The sequence below is a fragment of the Pedobacter sp. SYSU D00535 genome (assembly GCF_017355855.1).
Classification (GTDB): Bacteria; Bacteroidota; Bacteroidia; order Sphingobacteriales; family Sphingobacteriaceae; genus Desertivirga.
The window spans coordinates 1-19,474 of record NZ_JAFEWD010000012.1 but is presented as its reverse complement, the minus strand read 5'-3'; the positions used below and the strand labels follow the sequence as shown (position 1 = coordinate 19,474).

18 protein-coding genes are annotated in these 19,474 nt (G+C 43.0%); 17 read left to right on the top strand and 1 reads right to left on the bottom strand.

Features of this window, described 5'->3' with window-relative positions; translation table 11 throughout:
- Window positions 1-4: 4 nt before the first annotated feature.
- The 14 genes from nuoF to J4N23_RS17770 all read left to right on the top strand — a co-directional run bounded on the left by nuoF (window position 5) and on the right by J4N23_RS17770 (window position 13,709).
- On the top strand, window positions 5-1,372 hold the full coding sequence (nuoF, locus tag J4N23_RS17835) for an NADH-quinone oxidoreductase subunit NuoF (protein ID WP_207429196.1): 1,368 nt from the start codon (window positions 5-7) through the stop codon (window positions 1,370-1,372).
- An 18-nt stretch (window positions 1,373-1,390) separates the two neighbouring features.
- Window positions 1,391-2,395 carry a 2Fe-2S iron-sulfur cluster-binding protein gene (locus J4N23_RS17830; RefSeq protein ID WP_207429195.1) on the top strand — a complete coding sequence of 335 codons (1,005 nt, stop codon included), beginning with the start codon at window positions 1,391-1,393 and terminating at the stop codon, window positions 2,393-2,395.
- Window positions 2,395-3,453, top strand: a complete 1,059-nt coding sequence (nuoH, locus tag J4N23_RS17825) for an NADH-quinone oxidoreductase subunit NuoH (RefSeq protein WP_207429194.1) — start codon at window positions 2,395-2,397, stop codon at window positions 3,451-3,453. Before J4N23_RS17830 ends, nuoH begins: the two co-directional genes overlap by 1 nt.
- Window positions 3,454-3,486: 33 nt before the next feature.
- The gene (nuoI, locus tag J4N23_RS17820; protein ID WP_207429193.1) at window positions 3,487-3,984 is read left to right on the top strand and encodes an NADH-quinone oxidoreductase subunit NuoI; all 498 of its coding nucleotides are present in this window, start codon (window positions 3,487-3,489) and stop codon (window positions 3,982-3,984) included.
- A gap of 63 nt (window positions 3,985-4,047) precedes the next feature.
- Window positions 4,048-4,545, top strand: coding sequence for an NADH-quinone oxidoreductase subunit J (locus tag J4N23_RS17815; protein WP_207429192.1), 498 nt, complete (start codon window positions 4,048-4,050; stop codon window positions 4,543-4,545).
- The gene (gene nuoK, locus J4N23_RS17810; protein WP_207429191.1) at window positions 4,545-4,874 is read left to right on the top strand and encodes an NADH-quinone oxidoreductase subunit NuoK; all 330 of its coding nucleotides are present in this window, start codon (window positions 4,545-4,547) and stop codon (window positions 4,872-4,874) included. Before J4N23_RS17815 ends, nuoK begins: the two co-directional genes overlap by 1 nt.
- Before the next feature lie 45 nt (window positions 4,875-4,919).
- Window positions 4,920-6,830: an NADH-quinone oxidoreductase subunit L gene (nuoL, locus tag J4N23_RS17805; protein WP_207429190.1), complete on the top strand. Its 1,911-nt coding sequence runs from the start codon at window positions 4,920-4,922 to the stop codon at window positions 6,828-6,830.
- Window positions 6,831-6,850: 20 nt separating this feature from the next.
- On the top strand, window positions 6,851-8,332 hold the full coding sequence (locus J4N23_RS17800) for a NuoM family protein (protein WP_207429189.1): 1,482 nt from the start codon (window positions 6,851-6,853) through the stop codon (window positions 8,330-8,332).
- A gap of 26 nt (window positions 8,333-8,358) precedes the next feature.
- Window positions 8,359-9,738 (top strand): NADH-quinone oxidoreductase subunit N, encoded by a 1,380-nt coding sequence (locus J4N23_RS17795; RefSeq protein ID WP_207429188.1) that lies wholly within the window; start codon window positions 8,359-8,361, stop codon window positions 9,736-9,738.
- A gap of 53 nt (window positions 9,739-9,791) precedes the next feature.
- A complete protein-coding gene (locus tag J4N23_RS17790; protein WP_207429187.1) occupies window positions 9,792-10,418 on the top strand; it encodes a DedA family protein in 627 nt (208 codons plus the stop codon).
- Window positions 10,419-10,460: 42 nt separating this feature from the next.
- A complete protein-coding gene (locus J4N23_RS17785) occupies window positions 10,461-11,006 on the top strand; it encodes an inorganic diphosphatase (RefSeq protein ID WP_207429186.1) in 546 nt (181 codons plus the stop codon).
- Window positions 11,007-11,010: 4 nt separating this feature from the next.
- Entirely contained in the window at window positions 11,011-12,336 is a 1,326-nt protein-coding gene (locus J4N23_RS17780) for a hemolysin family protein (protein ID WP_207429185.1), read from the top strand.
- 12 nt (window positions 12,337-12,348) lie between these two features.
- Window positions 12,349-13,056 carry a 16S rRNA (uracil(1498)-N(3))-methyltransferase gene (locus J4N23_RS17775; RefSeq protein WP_207429184.1) on the top strand — a complete coding sequence of 236 codons (708 nt, stop codon included), beginning with the start codon at window positions 12,349-12,351 and terminating at the stop codon, window positions 13,054-13,056.
- Window positions 13,053-13,709, top strand: coding sequence for a DUF4159 domain-containing protein (locus tag J4N23_RS17770; RefSeq protein WP_207429183.1), 657 nt, complete (start codon window positions 13,053-13,055; stop codon window positions 13,707-13,709). The genes J4N23_RS17775 and J4N23_RS17770 overlap by 4 nt, the downstream gene beginning before the upstream one ends.
- A gap of 82 nt (window positions 13,710-13,791) precedes the next feature.
- On the opposite strand, the gene J4N23_RS17765 is transcribed toward J4N23_RS17770, so the two are convergent.
- Window positions 13,792-15,414, bottom strand: coding sequence for an SUMF1/EgtB/PvdO family nonheme iron enzyme (locus tag J4N23_RS17765; RefSeq protein ID WP_207429182.1), 1,623 nt, complete (start codon window positions 15,412-15,414; stop codon window positions 13,792-13,794).
- A 202-nt stretch (window positions 15,415-15,616) separates the two neighbouring features.
- On the opposite strand from J4N23_RS17765, the gene porV reads away from it, so the two are divergent.
- The 3 genes from porV (at window position 15,617) to typA (ending at window position 19,357) form a co-directional block, all read left to right on the top strand.
- Entirely contained in the window at window positions 15,617-16,795 is a 1,179-nt protein-coding gene (porV, locus tag J4N23_RS17760) for a type IX secretion system outer membrane channel protein PorV (RefSeq protein ID WP_207429181.1), read from the top strand.
- Window positions 16,796-17,272, top strand: a complete 477-nt coding sequence (ispF, locus tag J4N23_RS17755; RefSeq protein WP_207429180.1) for a 2-C-methyl-D-erythritol 2,4-cyclodiphosphate synthase — start codon at window positions 16,796-16,798, stop codon at window positions 17,270-17,272.
- A gap of 276 nt (window positions 17,273-17,548) precedes the next feature.
- Window positions 17,549-19,357, top strand: a complete 1,809-nt coding sequence (gene typA / locus J4N23_RS17750; RefSeq protein ID WP_207429179.1) for a translational GTPase TypA — start codon at window positions 17,549-17,551, stop codon at window positions 19,355-19,357.
- Window positions 19,358-19,474: the final 117 nt, after the last annotated feature.

Sequence of the window (19,474 nt, the reverse complement as noted above, 5' to 3'; positions counted from 1 at the left end):
ATAAATGGGACGTAAGTTATTGTTAGAACATATTAACGTTCCTGGTATTAACACTTTTGAAGTTTATCGTCAGAAGGGTGGTTATCGTGCCGTAGAAAAGGCATTAAAATCACTAAGCCCGGAAGACGTGGTGGAGGAAGTGAAAAAATCAGGACTTCGTGGTCGCGGAGGAGCAGGATTCCCTACAGGGATGAAATGGAGCTTCCTTGCAAAACCAGAAGGTAAGCCGCGTTACCTCGTGTGCAACGGTGATGAATCAGAGCCGGGTACGTTTAAAGATAGATATTTGATGACGCATATTCCTCATCTTTTAATTGAGGGTATGATTGTATCAAGTTACGCTCTGGGCGCTAATACTTCCTACATTTATGTGCGGGGTGAAATGATGCCTCAGATTCGTATTCTGGAAAAAGCGATCGCTGAAGCGAAAAATGCTGGTTTTCTGGGTAAAAATATTTTAGGCTCTGGTTTCGACCTTGAGCTTTACGTTCAGCCAGGAGGAGGCGCCTATATTTGTGGGGAAGAAACAGCTTTAATTGAGTCGCTAGAAGGGAAAAGGGGAAATCCAAGGATTAAGCCTCCGTTTCCGGCTATCTCTGGTTTGTATAATTGCCCAACTGTAGTCAATAACGTAGAGTCAATTGCTGCAACCGTTCCGATTATTAATGACGGCGGTGAGGAATACGCTAAGATTGGAATCGGTAGAAGTACCGGTACTAAGTTGATATCCGCCTCGGGAAATCTAAATAGGCCCGGCGTTTATGAAATCGAGCTGGGCGTACCTGTTGAGGAATTTATTTATTCGGAGGAGTACTGTGGCGGGATTGCCAACGGTAAACGGCTTAAAGCCGTAGTTGCCGGAGGGTCTTCTGTGCCTATTCTTCCAACAAATCTTATATTAAAAACAGTTAACGGCGAGAGCCGGCTGATGACTTATGAGTCGCTCGCCGATGGCGGTTTTGCATCTGGAACAATGTTAGGTTCCGGGGGGTTCATCGCCTATGATGAAGATCAGTGTATCGTAAGAAATACTTGGAACTTCTCCAGGTTCTACCATCACGAAAGCTGTGGCCAATGTTCTCCTTGTAGGGAAGGAACCGGATGGATGGAGAAGGTACTTCATCGGTTAGAGTATGGCCATGGTAAGTTGAGCGACATAGATTTGCTGGTTGATGTATCAAAGAAAATAGAGGGAAATACGATCTGTCCGCTGGGCGACGCTGCTGCGTGGCCTGTAGCTAGTGCAATTCGTCATTTCAGGGATGAGTTTGAATGGCATGTAACTAACCCACAAGAGGCAATGACAAGGAATTATGGCCTAGCTCATTACGCCGACCCGCTGCCTAAAGTGGAGCCAGTTACAGCAAGTTAAATTGAGGGAATCTTTAACATGTCAGAAAAAGTTAAAGTTACAATAGATGGAATAACCATTGATGTGGAGGCTGGGACTACCATCCTGACGGCTGCACGTCAAATTGGAGGAGATATAGTTCCTCCGGCTATGTGTTATTATTCCAAGTTACAAGGTAGCGGCGGTAAATGCCGGACTTGCTTAGTGAAAGTAAGCAAGGGATCTGAAAAGGATCCGAGGCCCATGCCAAAATTAGTGGCTTCTTGCCGGACGACGGTAATGGATGGGATGGAAGTTCAGAATATTACTTCTCCGGAAGTGATTGAGGCAAGAAAGGGAGTAGTTGAGATGTTGTTGATCAACCATCCACTTGATTGTCCAGTGTGCGACCAGGCTGGTGAGTGTCACTTGCAGGATTTATCTTACGAGCATGGCTCGGAAGCTACGCGCTACGAGTTTGAAAGAAGGACATTCGACAGAATTGATATCGGGGATAAGGTGCAACTGCACATGACCCGTTGCATTCTGTGCTACCGGTGCGTTTACACTGCTGACCAGATTACTGAGAATCGCGTACACGGAGTTCTTGGACGAGGGGATGCAGCGGAAATATCTACATATATCGAGAAGGCAATTGAGAACGAGTTCTCCGGGAACGTTATCGACGTTTGTCCTGTGGGCGCTCTCACTGATAAAACCTTCCGTTTCAAAAACCGTGTTTGGTTTACTAAGCCGGTAGATGCACACCGCGACTGCCCAACATGTTCGGGTAAAGTTACTCTTTGGTACAAAGGTGAAGACGTTATCCGTGTAACAGCACGTAAAGACGAATATGGAGAAGTAGAGGAATTCATTTGTAATACTTGTCGTTTCGATAAGAAGAAAACAGATGATTGGGTGATTGAAGGACCAAGAAAAATAGCCAATCACTCGGTAATTTCTGCCAATCATTATGAGCAACTGATGCCTCCCCCGGTTTTACGTACCAACCCCGCGTTGAGGGAAGCAAATAAAGAGCAATTCGAAAGAACAACTAAACTTTAATGGAATTAGCATTTATCATAGAGAAGTTTGCATTGGTAACGGTCATATTCCTGATTTCGTTAGGAGTAGCCGCTTATTCAACCCTCGCTGAACGCAAAATAGCAGCCTTTCTACAAGGACGGGTGGGGCCACACAGGGCTGGTCCTCATGGGATGTTTCAGCCGTTAGCTGACGGTGGTAAGATGTTCTTCAAGGAGGAAATCATCCCTTCAGAGTCAAACCCCATTTTGTTTATCATGGGTCCCTCTCTGGCATTGCTTACTGCTTGTATAGGCAGTGCAGTCATTCCATGGGGGCAGTCTATGGTGATCGGAGATACGGTTGTAGACCTGCAAGTAGCAGATATTAACGTAGGTATCCTTTATATTTTCGGTGTTGTATCGCTCGGGGTATACGGTATTATGATAGGTGGTTGGGCATCCAATAACAAGTTTTCGTTAATGGGAGCTATCCGTGCTGCATCTCAAAATATTAGCTATGAGATCGCAATGGGATTGTCCATCATCGCTTTGTTGATGGTTACAGGCACATTATCCTTAAAGGAGATAGCAGAACAGCAACACGGGTTCTGGCATAACGGCTGGTTTACCTGGAACGTTTTCAATCAGCCTCTGGGATTTTTGCTGTTTATCATATGTGCCTTTGCTGAATGTAATCGTACACCTTTCGATTTGCCTGAAAGTGAAAACGAGCTGGTTGCGGGCTACCACACTGAATATTCGGGTTTTAAACTCGGGGCATTTCTTTTTGCTGAATACATAAACATGTTTGTTTCGTCCGCAGTAATGGCCACTCTTTACTGGGGAGGTTACAATTATCCAGGAATGGACTTGGTTAACGAGGCACTTGGCAGCACTTGGGCACCATTGGTAGGTGTGGCCGTGTTGTTCGCAAAAATCTTCTTATTCATTTTCTTCTTTATGTGGATCAGATGGACCATCCCTCGGTTTCGTTACGATCAGTTGATGCACTTGGGTTGGAAGGTTCTTATTCCTATTGGGATTGCCAACATTGTGTTGACAGGGGTTTGGATGACATTAAAGGATATTTTATTTTAAAACTATTCCCGATTTGTCGGGAAAGGAGGAGTAATGGAATCATTAAGTAACAGAAAAAAAGTACTTGAGCAAAAGCCGATGACTTTCATGGAGAGATTGTATCTTCCATCGATATTCAAAGGTCTTGCAATTACTTTTAGACATATGTTCAAGAAGAAGGAGACAGTTTACTATCCCGAACAACAAAGACCGATCTCGGAGAACTGGCGTGGACTTCATTCTTTGAAAAGAGATGAACAGGGCCGTGAGCGCTGTACTGCCTGTGGACTTTGTGCTTTGGCATGTCCCGCTGAGGCGATCACAATGACTGCAGCAGAGCGGCAAAAAGGAGAAGAGCACCTCTATCGCGAGGAAAAATATGCAGCGGTGTATGAGATAAATATGCTTCGATGCATCTTTTGCGGCTTGTGCGAGGAGGCTTGTCCTAAGGAGGCTATCTATTTAGACGGGCCGATTCTAAGCGCAGATTACATGAGGAAGGATTTTATATTCGGTAAAGATAAACTAGTTGAGGAACCTTTAAAATCTTAAAAAATTATACCTTTGCCCCGCTTTCTTTAGGATGAAAGGGGGCAGAGATAAATCACAGATTTAATGAACTTATTCTATTTAATCGCATTTTTATCGATATTTTTCTCACTACTGGTTATCTTTTCTAAAAATCCAGTTTATAGTGTTTTATACCTTATCGTCACCTTTTTTACATTCACTATTCACTATATTTTACTGAATGCTCAATTTCTCGCCATTGTAAATTTTATCGTTTACATGGGAGCAATAATGGTTTTATTCCTGTTTGTGCTCATGCTCTTGAATCTGAATCAGGACTCTGAGCCGATGAAATCAAACTTGATCAAGGTAGTAGGTGTAATTGCCGGAATGTGTCTGCTTGTTACGTTGGTAGGGTCGGTGAAAGCACTTAATGTTTCTGATCCGGTAGTATTAAAAAATCCTGATATCGGTTTAGTGAAAAACCTGGGAAAGGTATTATTTAACGAATTTCTTCTGCCCTTTGAGGTATCGTCTCTACTTTTATTGTCGGCCATGGTAGGCGCAGTTTTACTGGCGAAAAAGGACCCTAAAAAAGCATAATGGAAACAATTACTCAGTCTATACAAGGCGTTCCCTTAAATCATTACATCCTGTTTTCAGCGGTTATTTTTGCAATTGGAGTGATGGGAGTCCTTATAAGACGAAATGCTATCGTAATTTTCATGTCAATCGAACTGATGCTAAATGCAGTAAACCTCCTGCTCACCGCTTTTTCTGCGTATCGAGGAGATGCTTCAGGGCAGGTTTTTGTATTTTTTATCATGGCGCTTGCCGCCGCCGAAGTTGCCGTTGGACTTGCAATCATCGTGATGATCTATCGAAATACCAACACAACGGATATCAACGTGCTGAACCGCTTGAAGTGGTAAGCAAGCAGTTTTAATTGAGGTATAAACGTAATACAATAAGCGTTCATGTTAATAGAATTAGTCTGGTTAGTTCCTTTATTTCCACTGTTAGGGTTTCTCATCAACGGCCTGGGCCGAAACGTTCTTTCAAAAGGTTTTGTGGGATTTGTAGGAAGCCTGATGATACTTCTTTCTTTTGGAACAAGCATTGGAATATTTCTCGAGCTGAATGCCAGCGCAACCAAATCATTTGTAATTCCTTTATTTGATTGGATTCAAGCGGGAAATCTATTAATTCCATTCTCCTTTCAGGTAGATCCACTTAGTTCCCTGATGCTGCTTATTGTAACGGGCATTGGTTTCCTGATCCACGTTTATTCTACTGGGTATATGCACGATGATGCAGGGTTCGCGAAATTCTTCTCGTACCTGAACCTCTTTGTTTTCTTCATGCTTTTACTCGTACTGGGATCTAACTACGTGGTGATGTTCATCGGCTGGGAAGGCGTAGGGTTATGTTCGTACCTATTGATCGGTTTTTGGTTTAGCAATTCTTCTTATGCCAGTGCTGCTAAGAAGGCTTTCGTAATGAACAGAATTGGAGACCTCGGGTTCCTTATCGCAGTATTTTTGATATTTAACACCTTTGGTAGTCTTGAATTTAATAAAGTATTCCCGCAGGTAGCGAACCTTGCACCAAATAATGACATTCTTGCCCTGATAACTATCCTGTTATTCGTCGGCGCAACAGGGAAGTCAGCTCAAATTCCGCTCTTTACGTGGCTTCCAGATGCGATGGCTGGTCCAACGCCCGTGTCAGCGTTGATCCACGCTGCAACCATGGTAACTGCTGGTATCTACATGATTGCTCGTTCAAATATCATGTTTACCCTGTCACCTTTGACACTTAATATTATTGCCATCATTGGAATCGCGACAGCGCTGCTTGCTGCTACCATTGCACTTACCCAAACTGATATTAAAAAGGTTCTTGCTTACTCCACGGTGTCGCAACTAGGCTATATGTTCTTGGGGCTCGGTGTTGGAGCATATACAGGCGCCTTTTTTCACGTAATTACGCATGCCTTTTTTAAAGCACTATTGTTCCTGGGCGCCGGCTCTGTAATTCACGCGATGAGCAATGAGCAGGATATGCGCATGATGGGAGGCTTGAAAGGAAAGCTTCCGGTAACGTTCGCTACCATGCTTATTGGCACGATTGCGATTTCTGGAATACCACCGTTCTCGGGTTTTTTCTCGAAGGACGAAATTTTAGCGCATGCCTACGAGCATAACAAAATTCTATGGGTTTTAGGGGTTATAGGAGCTATGCTTACTGCGTTCTATATGTTCCGTATGCTCTTCCTTACATTTTACGGTTCATTTAGGGGAACACATGAGCAGGAGCATCACCTGCACGAGTCTCCCAAATCAATGACCATTCCCTTGATTGTGCTGGCTGTTTTGTCTGTAGTTGGCGGTTTTATTGGAGTACCTGAGGTATTAGGTGGCTCACACTGGTTATCTCAATTCCTAAGTCCAGTTTTTTTTGATTCTAATAGTCGCGTGCCGGCGATGCATCTCGACCATAGTACAGAATATTTCTTAATGGCTGTTTCTGTCGTACTTGCGCTGGTTTCTGCAGTGATCGCATATACGAGATATGTATCTAAGAAGCCCGTTCCCGTACCAGACAATGGGGAAAGAGGTGCATTAGCGAATTTGTCTTACAATAAGTATTACATTGACGAAGTTTACGATGCTATAGTTGGAAAACCATTAAACGCCTTGTCACGGTTTTTCTTCAAGGTTGTTGATAAGTCTCTAATCGACGGGTTAGTGAATGGATTTGGACGGGTGACTACAGAGGCAAGTAAGGGGCTTCGTCTCCTGCAGACCGGAAACATTGGCTTCTACATCTTCATGATGGTAGCCGGTATCGTTGCTTTACTGCTTTACGGATTTTATAATATTTAACAATAGGGATAACACTATAGATGGAAATTTTACTGCTTATATTTTTACCAATCGCCGGAGCAATTCTTGTTTCGCTGTTTGGTAAATCTGCACAGGCAAAAAATGCGGCTTTTATCTGGTCATTGCTATCACTAGCTTTAACAGCCTATTTGCTTACAGCTTTTAATGCTAACGATCCGCGGGCACAATTTACTGTTGATTACCCCTGGTTAACCAGCTTTGGATCTCGTTTCAATGCTGGTATAGATGGGATCAGCATGGTCTTGGTCTTGCTTACCAATGGCTTAATCCCACTTATAATTCTGGCCAGCTTTAAACATAACTACCGGAACCCTGGAGCTTTTTATGGCCTAGTGCTGTTTATGCAGTCGGGCTTACTTGTGGTTTTCACTGCTCTTGACGCTTTCCTTTTTTATGTTGGCTGGGAAGCAGCGCTAATACCGATCTATTTCATCTGTGCCATCTGGGGAGGAGAAAATCGCGTTCGAGTAAATTTGAAGTTTTTCATTTATACCATAGCAGGAAGTTTAATCATGCTATTGGCGATGATCTACCTGGCTCAACAAACTCCCGACAAGAGTTACGATCTTCAGGCGTTCTACAGTCTCTCTCTGGATTCCGCAACGCAACGGTGGATCTTTTGGGGATTTTTCCTTGCATTTGCTATTAAAATGCCTGTTTTTCCTTTTCATACATGGCAACCTGACACATACACGGAAGCTCCAACAGCAGGAACAATGCTTCTATCAGGAATCATGCTTAAAATGGGGATTTACGGGGTAATACGCTGGCTGATACCCGTAGCTCCTCTTGGCTTCTGGGAATATAAAACTATGGTGATCGTCCTTGCGATTACCGGTATTGTTTATGCGTCACTGATTGCGTTTACCCAAAAGGACATTAAACGATTGGTAGCCTATTCCTCTATCGCACACGTGGGTCTTATAGCAGCAGGTATTTTCGCCTGGAATACCCATGGGATTCAGGGAGCTATGATTCAAATGGTGAATCACGGGATCAATGTTTTTGGAATGTTTTTTATCCTGGATATTATCATCAGACGGATGAATACCCGAGAAATAGAGCGAATGGGCGGAATTGCTAAGGTTGCCCCTACATTTGCCATTGGCTTTTTGATTGTCTTGCTAGGAACGGTAGCACTACCTTTAACAAACGGTTTTATTGGAGAATTTTTGTTGCTGCTGGGTGTTTACCATTACAATATTTGGGCTTCCGTAATAGCTGGCCTAACGATCATTTTTGGTGCGGTCTACATGCTAAGGATGTACCAGCGGGTGATGCTCGGCAAGAACAATGAACAGACGTCTGTATTTAAAGATGTTGACGGTACAGAAAAATTAGTGCTGGTGGTTGTTTGTGCTCTAGTGTTGTTTATCGGGATTTATCCGAAACGTCTTTTAGATCTTTCTGAGTCTACTGTTAACTCTCTTGTTGAATTCGTAGAGGGTAAGATTCAAAGCGGCTCTTCCGGTACCTTTTAATAAAATAGATTGAATTTTGATTTGACATGAGTGCATTAATCACGATATCTCTTCTCGCGATACTAGTTTTATATCTTGGCCTGTTTAAAGCTAAGAATGCCTTACTGCCTGTTTCCTTGGCGGGACTCGTAGCCGCGCTGGTCTTTGCAGTTATGGAATGGGGCACTAATGCTCAACCCATCTTTAATGGAATGATGCTGTTTGACAACTTTGCTGTTGCTTTTTCAGGCATCACTATTATATCTACAATACTCATCCTTCTGCTATCTAAAGACTACTTTGAACGCATCAGCGAGAACGTAGCGGAGTATTACGCAGTAATGTTGTTTTCTCTTGCAGGGATTATCGTGATGCTATCATATCATAACCTTTCCATGTTGTTTATTGGCGTGGAGATTATGTCTGTGAGCCTCTACATTCTGGCCGGAATTAAAAAACGCGATTTCGCATCGAACGAAGCGGCCTTAAAGTACTTTTTGATGGGTGCTTTTTCAACGGGATTTTTATTGTTTGGGATAGCACTTATTTACGGCGCATCAGGTTCTTTTGATTTAGCTCGCATCCGCGACTATGTTGTTTCTGCTCCTTCGGAAGTGTCTCCTATTTTTTACGCTGGAATCCTTCTCCTTACTATCGGACTTTCATTCAAAGTAGGTGCTGCACCGTTTCATTTTTGGACTCCTGATGTTTACGAGGGCGCTCCTGCCTTAATTACTGCTTTCATGAGCACAGTAGTTAAAACTGCAGGTTTTGCTGCTTTCCTACGGTTGTTTGCCTTTTGTTTTACTCCGCTTCAGGACTTCTGGATCCCGATTTTGGTGGCCTTAGCTGCTTTATCGCTTCTAGTGGGCAATGTAACAGCTGTTTATCAGCAGCATTTTAAGCGGATGTTAGCCTATTCAAGTATTTCTCACGTAGGCTATATGTTATTTGCTCTGATCTCCCTGACGGGAACATCGCACAACGCCATTTTCATCTATGCGGCAGCGTATTCAATAGCCTCTATAATAGCCTTCGCGGTCTTAATTCTACTTCAAAGACAGGTAGGTAACGATAGTTTTGATAGCTTCAATGGGATTGCCAAAAAGAATCCGTTCCTGGCATTTACGCTAACAATAGCGATGCTTTCGCTTGCAGGAATTCCACTTACCGCTGGTTTTATTGGAAAGTTCATGATGTTTTCAAAGGCCTTGTCGGGTCTACATACATGGCTGGTAGTCTTTGGGGTAATAAACGCTATTATCGGTATTTTCTACTACCTCCGCGTGGTTATCGCAATGTACTTTAAAGATGCTGAAAGGAACGAGCTCGTTGTGCCTGCCTATTTCAAAGTTGTATTGGCTGTTTCCGCGGCTGCGACTGTCGTTCTCGGGATCTATCCTGAGTTTATAGCAAGGCTTATCTGATTTATTTGAATCAAAAATTATTTTAATATTCGTAGCTTTACGGGTATTCGATTATGAATGATCTCTGGGACTCGGTTCACCAACTCGTTGATGCAGAAAGATTACTTAGGGAAGGAGGCTATTATGTTCTCCTTTTTGTGGTTTTTGCGGAAACGGGTCTTTTTTTCGGTTTTTTTCTACCTGGCGACTATTTGCTGTTTCTGGCGGGTATGTTCGTTGCTACCGGAAAGTTGGACGTCTCTATTACCGTACTTGTTTTAGGCCTTATTCTTGCCGCTATTCTCGGAAATTTTGTGGGATACTGGTTCGGCCGGAAGACAGGGCCGGTGCTTTACGAAAGGAAAGACTCTGTATTCTTTAAGAAACAATACCTCCTTGCCGCGGAAGAGTACTATAAAAAGCAGGGAGCATTTGCTTTAATAGCAGGACGTTTTATTCCAATTGTCAGAACCTTTGCTCCTATCGTAGCGGGGATGATAAATGTAAACATCCGGAAATTCGCTTTTTATAACGTAGCAGGTGCGCTTCTCTGGATCACCTCTCTTACTTTGCTGGGATATTTTCTAGGAATGCGGTTTGAGAAAGAGGTAAACGAATATTTATCTTTCATCATAATAGGGTTCATCGTTGTAACTGCAGTACCATTAATCTGGACCTATCTAAAAAGAAAATTGACCTAAACAAAAGGATAAAAGAAAAGTTGAACAAAATATATTTGGAACATGAGTAAAGAACACCCGTGGCATAAAGTATCCCCAGGCAGCCAATTGCCATCGTTTGTAAACGCAATAATTGAAATACCTAAGGGCTCCAAAGCTAAGTACGAGGTGGACAAAGATTCGGGCCTGTTATTGCTTGACAGGATTTTGTTCTCGTCTGTGATGTACCCAGCTAATTACGGATTCATTCCTCAAACCTATTGTGACGATAAGGACCCGCTAGACATTCTTGTTCTATGTTCAGTGGACGTATATCCTATGTCAATTATCGAAGCCAAAGTAATTGGGGTGATGCACATGGTTGACAATGGTGAGCAGGATGATAAAATCATTGCTGTTGCTAAAAACGACATGTCAGTGAATTATATCGAAGATTTGGAAAACCTCCCGCCACACACAACCAAAGAGATCGTTCGTTTTTTCCAGGACTATAAGGCGCTGGAACATAAAAACGTTACCATCGAGCAGTTACTGGGAAAAGAAGATGCTTTCAGGGTTATCAGCGAAAGCCTCGAGCTTTACCAGAACACTTTTGTTACTAATGTTTAATTAAATGGGGTTTCAGATATTCCTTACTTTTTTTCTGGTTTTTCTGAACGGATTTTTCGTAGCAGCAGAGTTTGCTATTGTAAAAGTCCGTGCCTCACAGATTGAGATCAAAGCGAAGACTGGCAACAGGATAGCTAAAATAGCCAAGCACATTACCCATCACCTGGATGGGTACCTCGCAGCTACTCAACTTGGAATTACTTTGGCTTCCCTTGGTTTAGGTTGGGTTGGGGAGGATATTATGGAGCATCTCCTGAGCAATCTGTTGACGTCTTTCGGCTCGTCGCCTGAGTTTGTCCAATCTTTTTCATCTACGGCCTCACCAATTATAGCATTCTCAATCATAACTATTTTACACATTGTATTTGGAGAGCTAGCCCCTAAAAGTATAGCTATTCAACAGCCCATTGGGGTTACGATGGGTGTATCATTGCCTCTTCACTTTTTTTACCTGGTTTTCAGGCCTTTTATCTGGTTGCTGAACGGGCTAGCAAACACTATCCTACGTCTTTTCGGCATTCAAGCAATTAGCGGACATGAATCGGCCCACAGCTCCGAGGAATTGCAGTACCTGCTGGAACAGGGGAAAGAAACGGGCGCGTTGAATCTGAATGAGCATGAGCTAATTAAGAATGTGTTCGATTTCAACGAGCGGGTAGTCAAGCATATCATGGTACCACGTACCAAGATTTCAGGTATTGAACTGAACACGAGTTCGGAGGAAATTCTCGAAACAATCATAAAGGAAGGTTACTCCCGCATTCCGGTATACGATGATACTATTGATAAAATTGTAGGGATTATCCACGCAAAAGATATTTTACCGGTAATAGCTACCAAGAGAGAGCTGATCATGAAGGATCTGATCAGAAAGCCTTATTTCATTCCGGAGACTAAGAAGATCAACGACTTGTTAGGCGAGTTTCAGCAACGCCGGATTCAGATAGCCATTGTGTTGGATGAGTTCGGGGGGACAGCTGGGATGGTGACGCTGGAAGACATTGTGGAAGAACTGGTAGGGGAGATTCAGGATGAGTTTGATGAAGAAAAGCCAATAGTGGAGAAGATTTCGGACAACGAATTTATTGTGAATGCAGCTGCAACAATCTACGATGTAAACGAATATCTACCTCATGATCTTCCAGAGGATGGCGACTACGATACTGTTGGAGGTTTAGTGAGCGATCTTTTTGGAAAGATTCCCGAAGTGGGCGAGAGGAAGGATTTTTATGGTTATACGTTCACTGTTCTTAAAAAAACGGAGCAAAACATTGAATCGGTAAAACTAGATCTTGTAATTAACCAGGAGGACGCAGTAGACCTTCATTAAACCAGAAGGTGAATGATTTTATTTTATACTCCCGATATTGCCGGGGATAATTATCAGCTGAATGAAGAGGAAAGCCGCCACTGTATTAAAGTATTAAGGCTGGATACGGATGATGAGGTTTTCCTTGTTGATGGTAAGGGCGGATTTTATAAAGCTAAAATCACATCCGCAAATGCCAAGAAAACCATACTTCAGGTTTTAGAAAAACAGACCGACTACGGGAAGAGAAATTATTACCTCCATATAGCCGTTGCTCCCACCAAGAATATAGAAAGGCTGGAGTGGTTCCTGGAGAAGGCTACCGAAATAGGAATTGACGAAGTTAGTCCGATCATTTGCGATCGATCTGAGAGAAGAGAAGTTAAAACAGAACGACTCAATAGAATTATCACATCAGCCGTCAAGCAATCGCTGAAGGCTTATCACCCTATTTTAAATGAGCCCCGACGGTTTAGGAATTTCATCTCTGAAACAATAAGCTCTGCGGATCAAAAATTTGTTGCACATTGCATGGAAGGTGAAAAGTTTCCGTTAAAAGAGAAGACCGAGCTGGGTAGGAGGTACCTGATACTGATCGGGCCGGAGGGTGATTTTACGAGAGAAGAGCTTCAATTAGCGCAAGAAAATGGCTTTCTTCCCATCACCTTAGGATCGAGCAGGTTGAGGACTGAAACTGCAGCTCTGGAAGCTTGTTTTGAGATAAACTATTTAAACAGATGAAGCCACAGTTTTTCTTTGTCTCGCTGCTTGTTATTCTTTCCGCTTCCTTTATTCCGCCAAGTTACAAATTAGCAAAGTTGAAATACAATGGGGGAGGCGACTGGTATGCAAATCGTACGGCACTTTCCAATCTTATTAAGTTTAGTAATAAGAACCTGGGTACCAACTTCGATGTGGAAGAAGCAATTGTTGAAGCGAGTAGCCCCGAGATATTTAATTATCCATTCGTTTACATGACAGGTCACGGTAATGTTGAGTTCTCGAAGGAGGAAGCGCAGAATTTGCGAACATACCTCGTAGGTGGAGGATTTCTGCATATCGATGACAACTACGGTCTGGACAAGTTCATCCGACCGCAAATGAAGAAGGTTTTTCCGGAGTTAAACTTTCTAGAGCTTCCCGCCAATCATCCCATCTATAAGCAAAAATTTTCTTTTCCACAGGGCTTGCCTAAAATCCATGAACATGATGGAAAGAGACCCCAGGGCCTTGCACTCGTTTATAAGGGAAGGGTTGTTTGCTATTATACTTATGAATCCGATTTGGGAAACGGTTGGGAAGATCCGGGAACTTATGCTGGGGACACTGAAGAAACAAGGCTGAAGGCACTAAGAATGGGAGCAAATCTGATCCAGTACGCTTTAACGCAGTAATAATAAAGCAGCATAGCTTATAAAGCAAGAAAGCTCCGGCAGTTTGACTGTCGGAGCTTTCTTGCTTTATATACTTCCAAGATTATCTCGCTCTTGTAGGGGCCTTTGATCTTGGTTGAGTGAACTTTGGTTTTCCTTTAGAAGAGATCTCAGCAGTACCAACCATGTTCATTGCACATCTGAATCCAATTTCTGCGCTGGTTTCGTCTTGCTGAAGGTGTCTTCTTGTAGCTGGATTTAGCCAGTAAGCTCTGTCGTTCCAGGAACCTCCCTTATATACTTTCGAGCGGTCATTTACTAGAGTAGCTACCCCGTAAAGATTCTCGTTCACTGTATCTTTATGACCACGGAAGTCAGGGTTGTAGGCCTTGCCGGCGATAGAAGAGGCATCGCTAGAATCGGCAGAAGCACCTCCATTTAACTCTGCCCATGTTTGTTTTTTACGTGCAGGAGCAGGATCCTTGATAGGACGGCCGTATTTGTCCTTCGCATATTTTCCTTTTGCTTTGTCTTCTAGTCTTTTGTTTACAAACTGGTTACCACGGAAAGGGTTAAAGTCTTCGAAATCTTCAAAAGATAGCTTTCTATAGGTGTCGGCAACCCACTCATTAACGTTTCCAGCCATATTGTAAAGACCGAAGTCGTTAGGTAGATAAGCTTTTACAGGTGCGGTGATATCCGCTTTATCGTTCAGGTATCCACCTGTACCCATATTGTCACCTTCTCCACGTTTAAAGTTCGCCATAATCAAACCGCGAGTGCTTTTCTTTGCTGAACGAACTCCTAAACCGTTCCATGGATAGATCTTACCATCCTCAATATTTTCAAACTCTGTATTTCCTGCTAAAGCAAGAGCGGCGTATTCCCACTCAGCTTCCGTTGGCAAACGATAGGCATCCTTAAGAATACCATCTTCAAGTCGTGCAGGTCTTCTGGCCCCTCCTTTTGGAGCATCTTTACCTGTTGCTGCTTGTGCAGATGGATTAAGATCTTTCAGCATCCTTTTACCGTCAACACCTTCACCGCGGTACTGTCCATTCAGATAAATATCGGTGTTGAAGGGGCCTGAAGTTGAAGCTGTAGCCGGACCAGCAGATTTTCCTCTGCTGCCTTTGCCTCCACCGGCAAGAGTTTTGTAGTCCATCAAAATCCCTTTTGAACGAAGGATTTGCTCATTAACCCGGTCGGTACGCCACTCAGCATAGGCGTTCGCCTGTTCCCAGCTTACTCCTACTACCGGATAATCCTGATAAGCAGGGTGGCGAAGGTAATTATTTACGAATGGGTCGTTATAAGATAAGGGACGACGCCATACCAGGGTGTCAGGAATGGCATTGTAATAATATTCTCTGTCTTCAGGGAAGTTACGGTTTATCCAATAAAGATATTCCAACCAGTCCACGTTCGAGACTTCTGTTTCGTCCATATAGAAGGAAGCTACAGTAACCCTTCTTCTTAGGTTGTCATATTCATAAGCTAAATCCTGGTCTAAACTTCCTCCCATCACAAAAGTTCCACCTTCAATTGCAATCAATCCAGGGCCAGGTCCTGGCTTCACTTTTTTGGCTACCTGAAATCCTCCGTTGTACTTGTCGTTATACGACCACCCAGTTTTGGATGATGTTCCGCCACTTTTGCTTTTACAAGCAGTCCCCAAAATCCCCAGCGCAAGCAACCCTGTTGTAAAAAGTAATAATCTTTTCATTTTATTCATTAATGAGCATTAATTAACTAAATATAGCCAAAAACAAATACGGCAAACAATATTTATTTCCATTATAATTATAAATAGATGGCCTTACTACGTAATTTTAGCGGAGCGGGTTACAGCACAAGTAAACCCAATATAACCAGTAGCTATAGAAGTCAATTTCTATATTGAGATATTTTTTTAATACTTTTAAACCATGAGAGTTTACAGGAGGACAGGCGTTCAACTTATAGCTTGTTTACTTGCCTTATTATCTGTATCCACTGCAGCTGCGCAAAGTGGAAGTGGAGAAGAGGTGACCAGAGACGGGAGACAGGGGACTAATCTAATTAATGCAGGAGTCCCTTTTCTGTTGATCGCACCGGATTCCCGAGCTGGAGCTATGGGAGATGCAGGCGTAGCAACTACTCCAGACGCTAATTCTACACACTGGAATCCTGCTAAGTTGGCTTTTATACAAGATACAGCCGGTTTATCATTGTCGTATAGTCCTTGGCTGCAACGGCTGGTGCCAGACATTAATCTTGCCTACCTTTCCGGCTTTTACAAACTCGATGACAGGAATGTGATTGGAGGGTCCCTTCGCTATTTTTCTCTAGGGGATATTGAATTTACCCAAGGTGAGAACGATGCAGTTACACCCTATAATCCAAATGAATTTGCCATTGATGCAACGTACGCTCGTCTATTCGGAAACTTGTCCCTTGGGACTGCTATTAGATTCATTCGTTCAAACCTTGCGGGCGGTTATGTTTTAAGTAGCGGAGCAGAAATCCGTCCAGCCACGGCCATTGCAGCAGACGCGTCCGCTTATTTTCAAAATGAGACCTTCCTTTTAGGGAGTGACGCACGAATTGCCGTAGGACTAAACATTTCTAACATTGGGAACCGGATTCGTTATACGAGTAATGAAGGAGCTCGGATTCCTTTACCTACGAACCTGAAACTTGGTTCCGCAGCCACTCTTTATGATGATTTGAGTGAGTTTACCTTCACCATTGACATCAACAAGCTATTGGTTCCCACTCCGCCGGTGCGTGATGAGAATGGAAAAGTAATCAGTGGGAAGGATGATGATCGTTCGGTTCCTGCCGGAATCTTCGGTTCTTTTTCTGATGCCCCGGGAGGTTTTTCCGAGGAGTTGCAGGAGATTAGTTACTCTGTAGGTAGTGAATACTGGTACAATCGCCAATTTGCTCTTAGAGCCGGATATCTTTACGAAAATCCTGCAAAAGGTAACCGGCAGTATCTGACTTTAGGTGCAGGTGTGAAATACAATATCTTCAATCTCGATTTTTCCTACATTCTTGCCAACCAGCAAAAAAGCCCGATGGCCAATACGCTTCGCTTTTCTTTACTTTTTAGTTTCCAATAGATGAAAATCAGGGTCGGCTTTGGTTTTGATGTCCACCAGTTAAAAGAGAGACATCCGTTTGTGATGGGAGGTGTTACATTGGAACATGATAAAGGCGCTTTTGGGCATTCTGATGCCGACGTGCTGGTGCATGCCATTTGTGATGCCATTCTCGGAGCTGCTAACTTGAGAGATATCGGATATCATTTTTCGAATAAAGATGACAGATGGAAGGGTATTAGCAGTTTGGTATTGTTAAAAGAGTGTGTAAGGTTAATTTCTGAAAAAGGATGGCGTCTTGGCAATATTGACGCCATGATCTGCCTTGAAGCACCTAAAATTAACCCCCATGTTCCAGCCATGAAAAAAAACATTGCCGCAGCAATTGGATTAGACGAAGACGACATATCGATTAAAGCCACTACCAACGAAACGATGGGCTTTATCGGGCGCGAGGAGGGGGTGGTTGCCTATGCAGTTTGTCTGATCGAAAAATAGTTATTTTCTTTCCGGAACATCTATAGCGGAAAAGTCGATGCCACATTTACAATTCTGGCCGCAAGTTTTCTTTACTTGTAGATTCCTATAGATCATTCTTCCTACAAAAAATAATGCGACCAAAAATAAAATCGCTACTATCATTTCCTGTGCTCCCATATTACAAAAGTAAGCCTCTGTTAGTCCCTGAGTGTCATTTAATTTCAAGCTTTATAAAAGCACGGAAAAACCGATATAAAACCTTACCTTTGCCAAAATTTTTTATACGCATTTTTCATGCAGAATATCAGAAATATTGCAATCATTGCACACGTTGACCACGGCAAAACTACGCTGGTTGACAAAATCTTACACAGCTGCGCTATCTTCCGCGATAATCAGGAAACTGGCGAGCTTATCCTTGATAATAATGACCTGGAGCGTGAACGCGGAATCACCATCGTATCTAAAAACGTTTCAGTTCGATATAAAGATGTAAAAATCAACATCATTGACACACCTGGTCACGCCGACTTTGGAGGTGAAGTAGAGCGGGTTCTGAAAATGGCCGATGGTGTATTGCTTCTGTGTGATGCGTTTGAGGGAGCGATGCCTCAAACGCGTTTCGTAACACAAAAGGCGCTTTCTTTAGGACTTAAACCTATTGTGGTTGTTAATAAGGTAGACAAAGAGAACTGTCGCCCGGAAGAGGTTTATGAGCAGATCTTTGAGTTATTCTTTAACTTGGATGCTACCGAAGAGCAGTTGGATTTTCCGGTAATTTATGGTTCATCCAAGCAAGGGTGGATGAGTACTGATTGGAAAACGCCAACTCAAGATATCTTCCCACTAATGGACGCAATTTTGGAAAATATACCTCCAGCTCCAATTAGTGAGGGTACTCTTCAAATGCAAATTACCTCACTTGATTATTCTTCCTTCGTTGGTCGTATTGCTGTCGGTCGTGTTGCCCGTGGAACAATCAAGGAAAATATGCCAGTATCTCTTGTGAAAAGAGATGGAAAAATTCAGAAGAGCCGGATCAAGGAGCTTTATACCTTCGAAGGACTTGGCAAGATCAAGGTTCAGGAAGTACGGTCAGGAGATATTTGCGCAGTAGTAGGTATTGAAGGTTTTGATATTGGCGATACGATTGCAGACTTTGAAAATCCGGAGCAACTAGAGGTGATTAAAATTGATGAGCCAACAATGAACATGTTGTTCACCATCAATAACTCGCCGTTTTTTGGGAAAGAAGGAAAATTTGTGACTTCCCAGCGCTTACGTGAGCGTTTATATAAGGAGATGGAAAAGAACCTTGCTTTAAAGGTTATCGAAACCGAGTCTCCTGATGCGTACCTTGTTTATGGAAGAGGTATTCTTCACTTGTCAGTTTTGATCGAGACAATGCGTCGCGAAGGCTACGAATTGCAGGTAGGACAACCTCAGGTAATTGTTAAAGAGATCGACGGGGTTAAATGCGAGCCGGTGGAGACGTTGATCGTTGACGTTCCGGGGGAGGTAGCTGGTAAAGTAATCGAGCTGGTAACACAACGGAAAGGTGAATTGTTGGTGATGGAGCCAAAGGGCGATTTACAACATCTTGAATTCGACATCCCTTCTCGTGGTATTATCGGATTGCGGAACAACGTGCTTACCGCTACAGCTGGAGAAGCAATTATGGCCCACCGCTTTAAAGCGTATGAACCATGGAAAGGATCGATCCCCGGCCGACTGAATGGAGTATTGGTATCAATGGATAAAGGGCAGTCAACAGCCTATTCTATCGATAAACTTCAGGACAGAGGTCGTTTCTTCGTTGATCCGGGAGAAGAAGTTTACGAAGGGCAGATCTTAGGAGAGCATATCCGCGACAATGACTTAGTGATCAACGTAGTTAAAGGAAAGCAATTAACAAATATGCGTGCTTCCGGAAGTGATGATAACGTTCGGATTGCTCCTGCTATCAAATTCTCTCTGGAGGAAGCGATGGAGTACATCCAGGCGGACGAATATATCGAGGTTACTCCTCAAAGCATGCGCTTGAGAAAGATCTATCTGACTGAGAATGAAAGAAAGATCAACGCGAAGAAGTTTAGTCAGTAATAGATTTACATTATAAAAAAGGAAGAGGCCGTCTCACAAGTCAATTGTGAGGCGGTTTCATTTTTTAGGACGATCTGTGGAGCTTTATATTATTTAGGGGAAAGGGTTGGCTTTTAT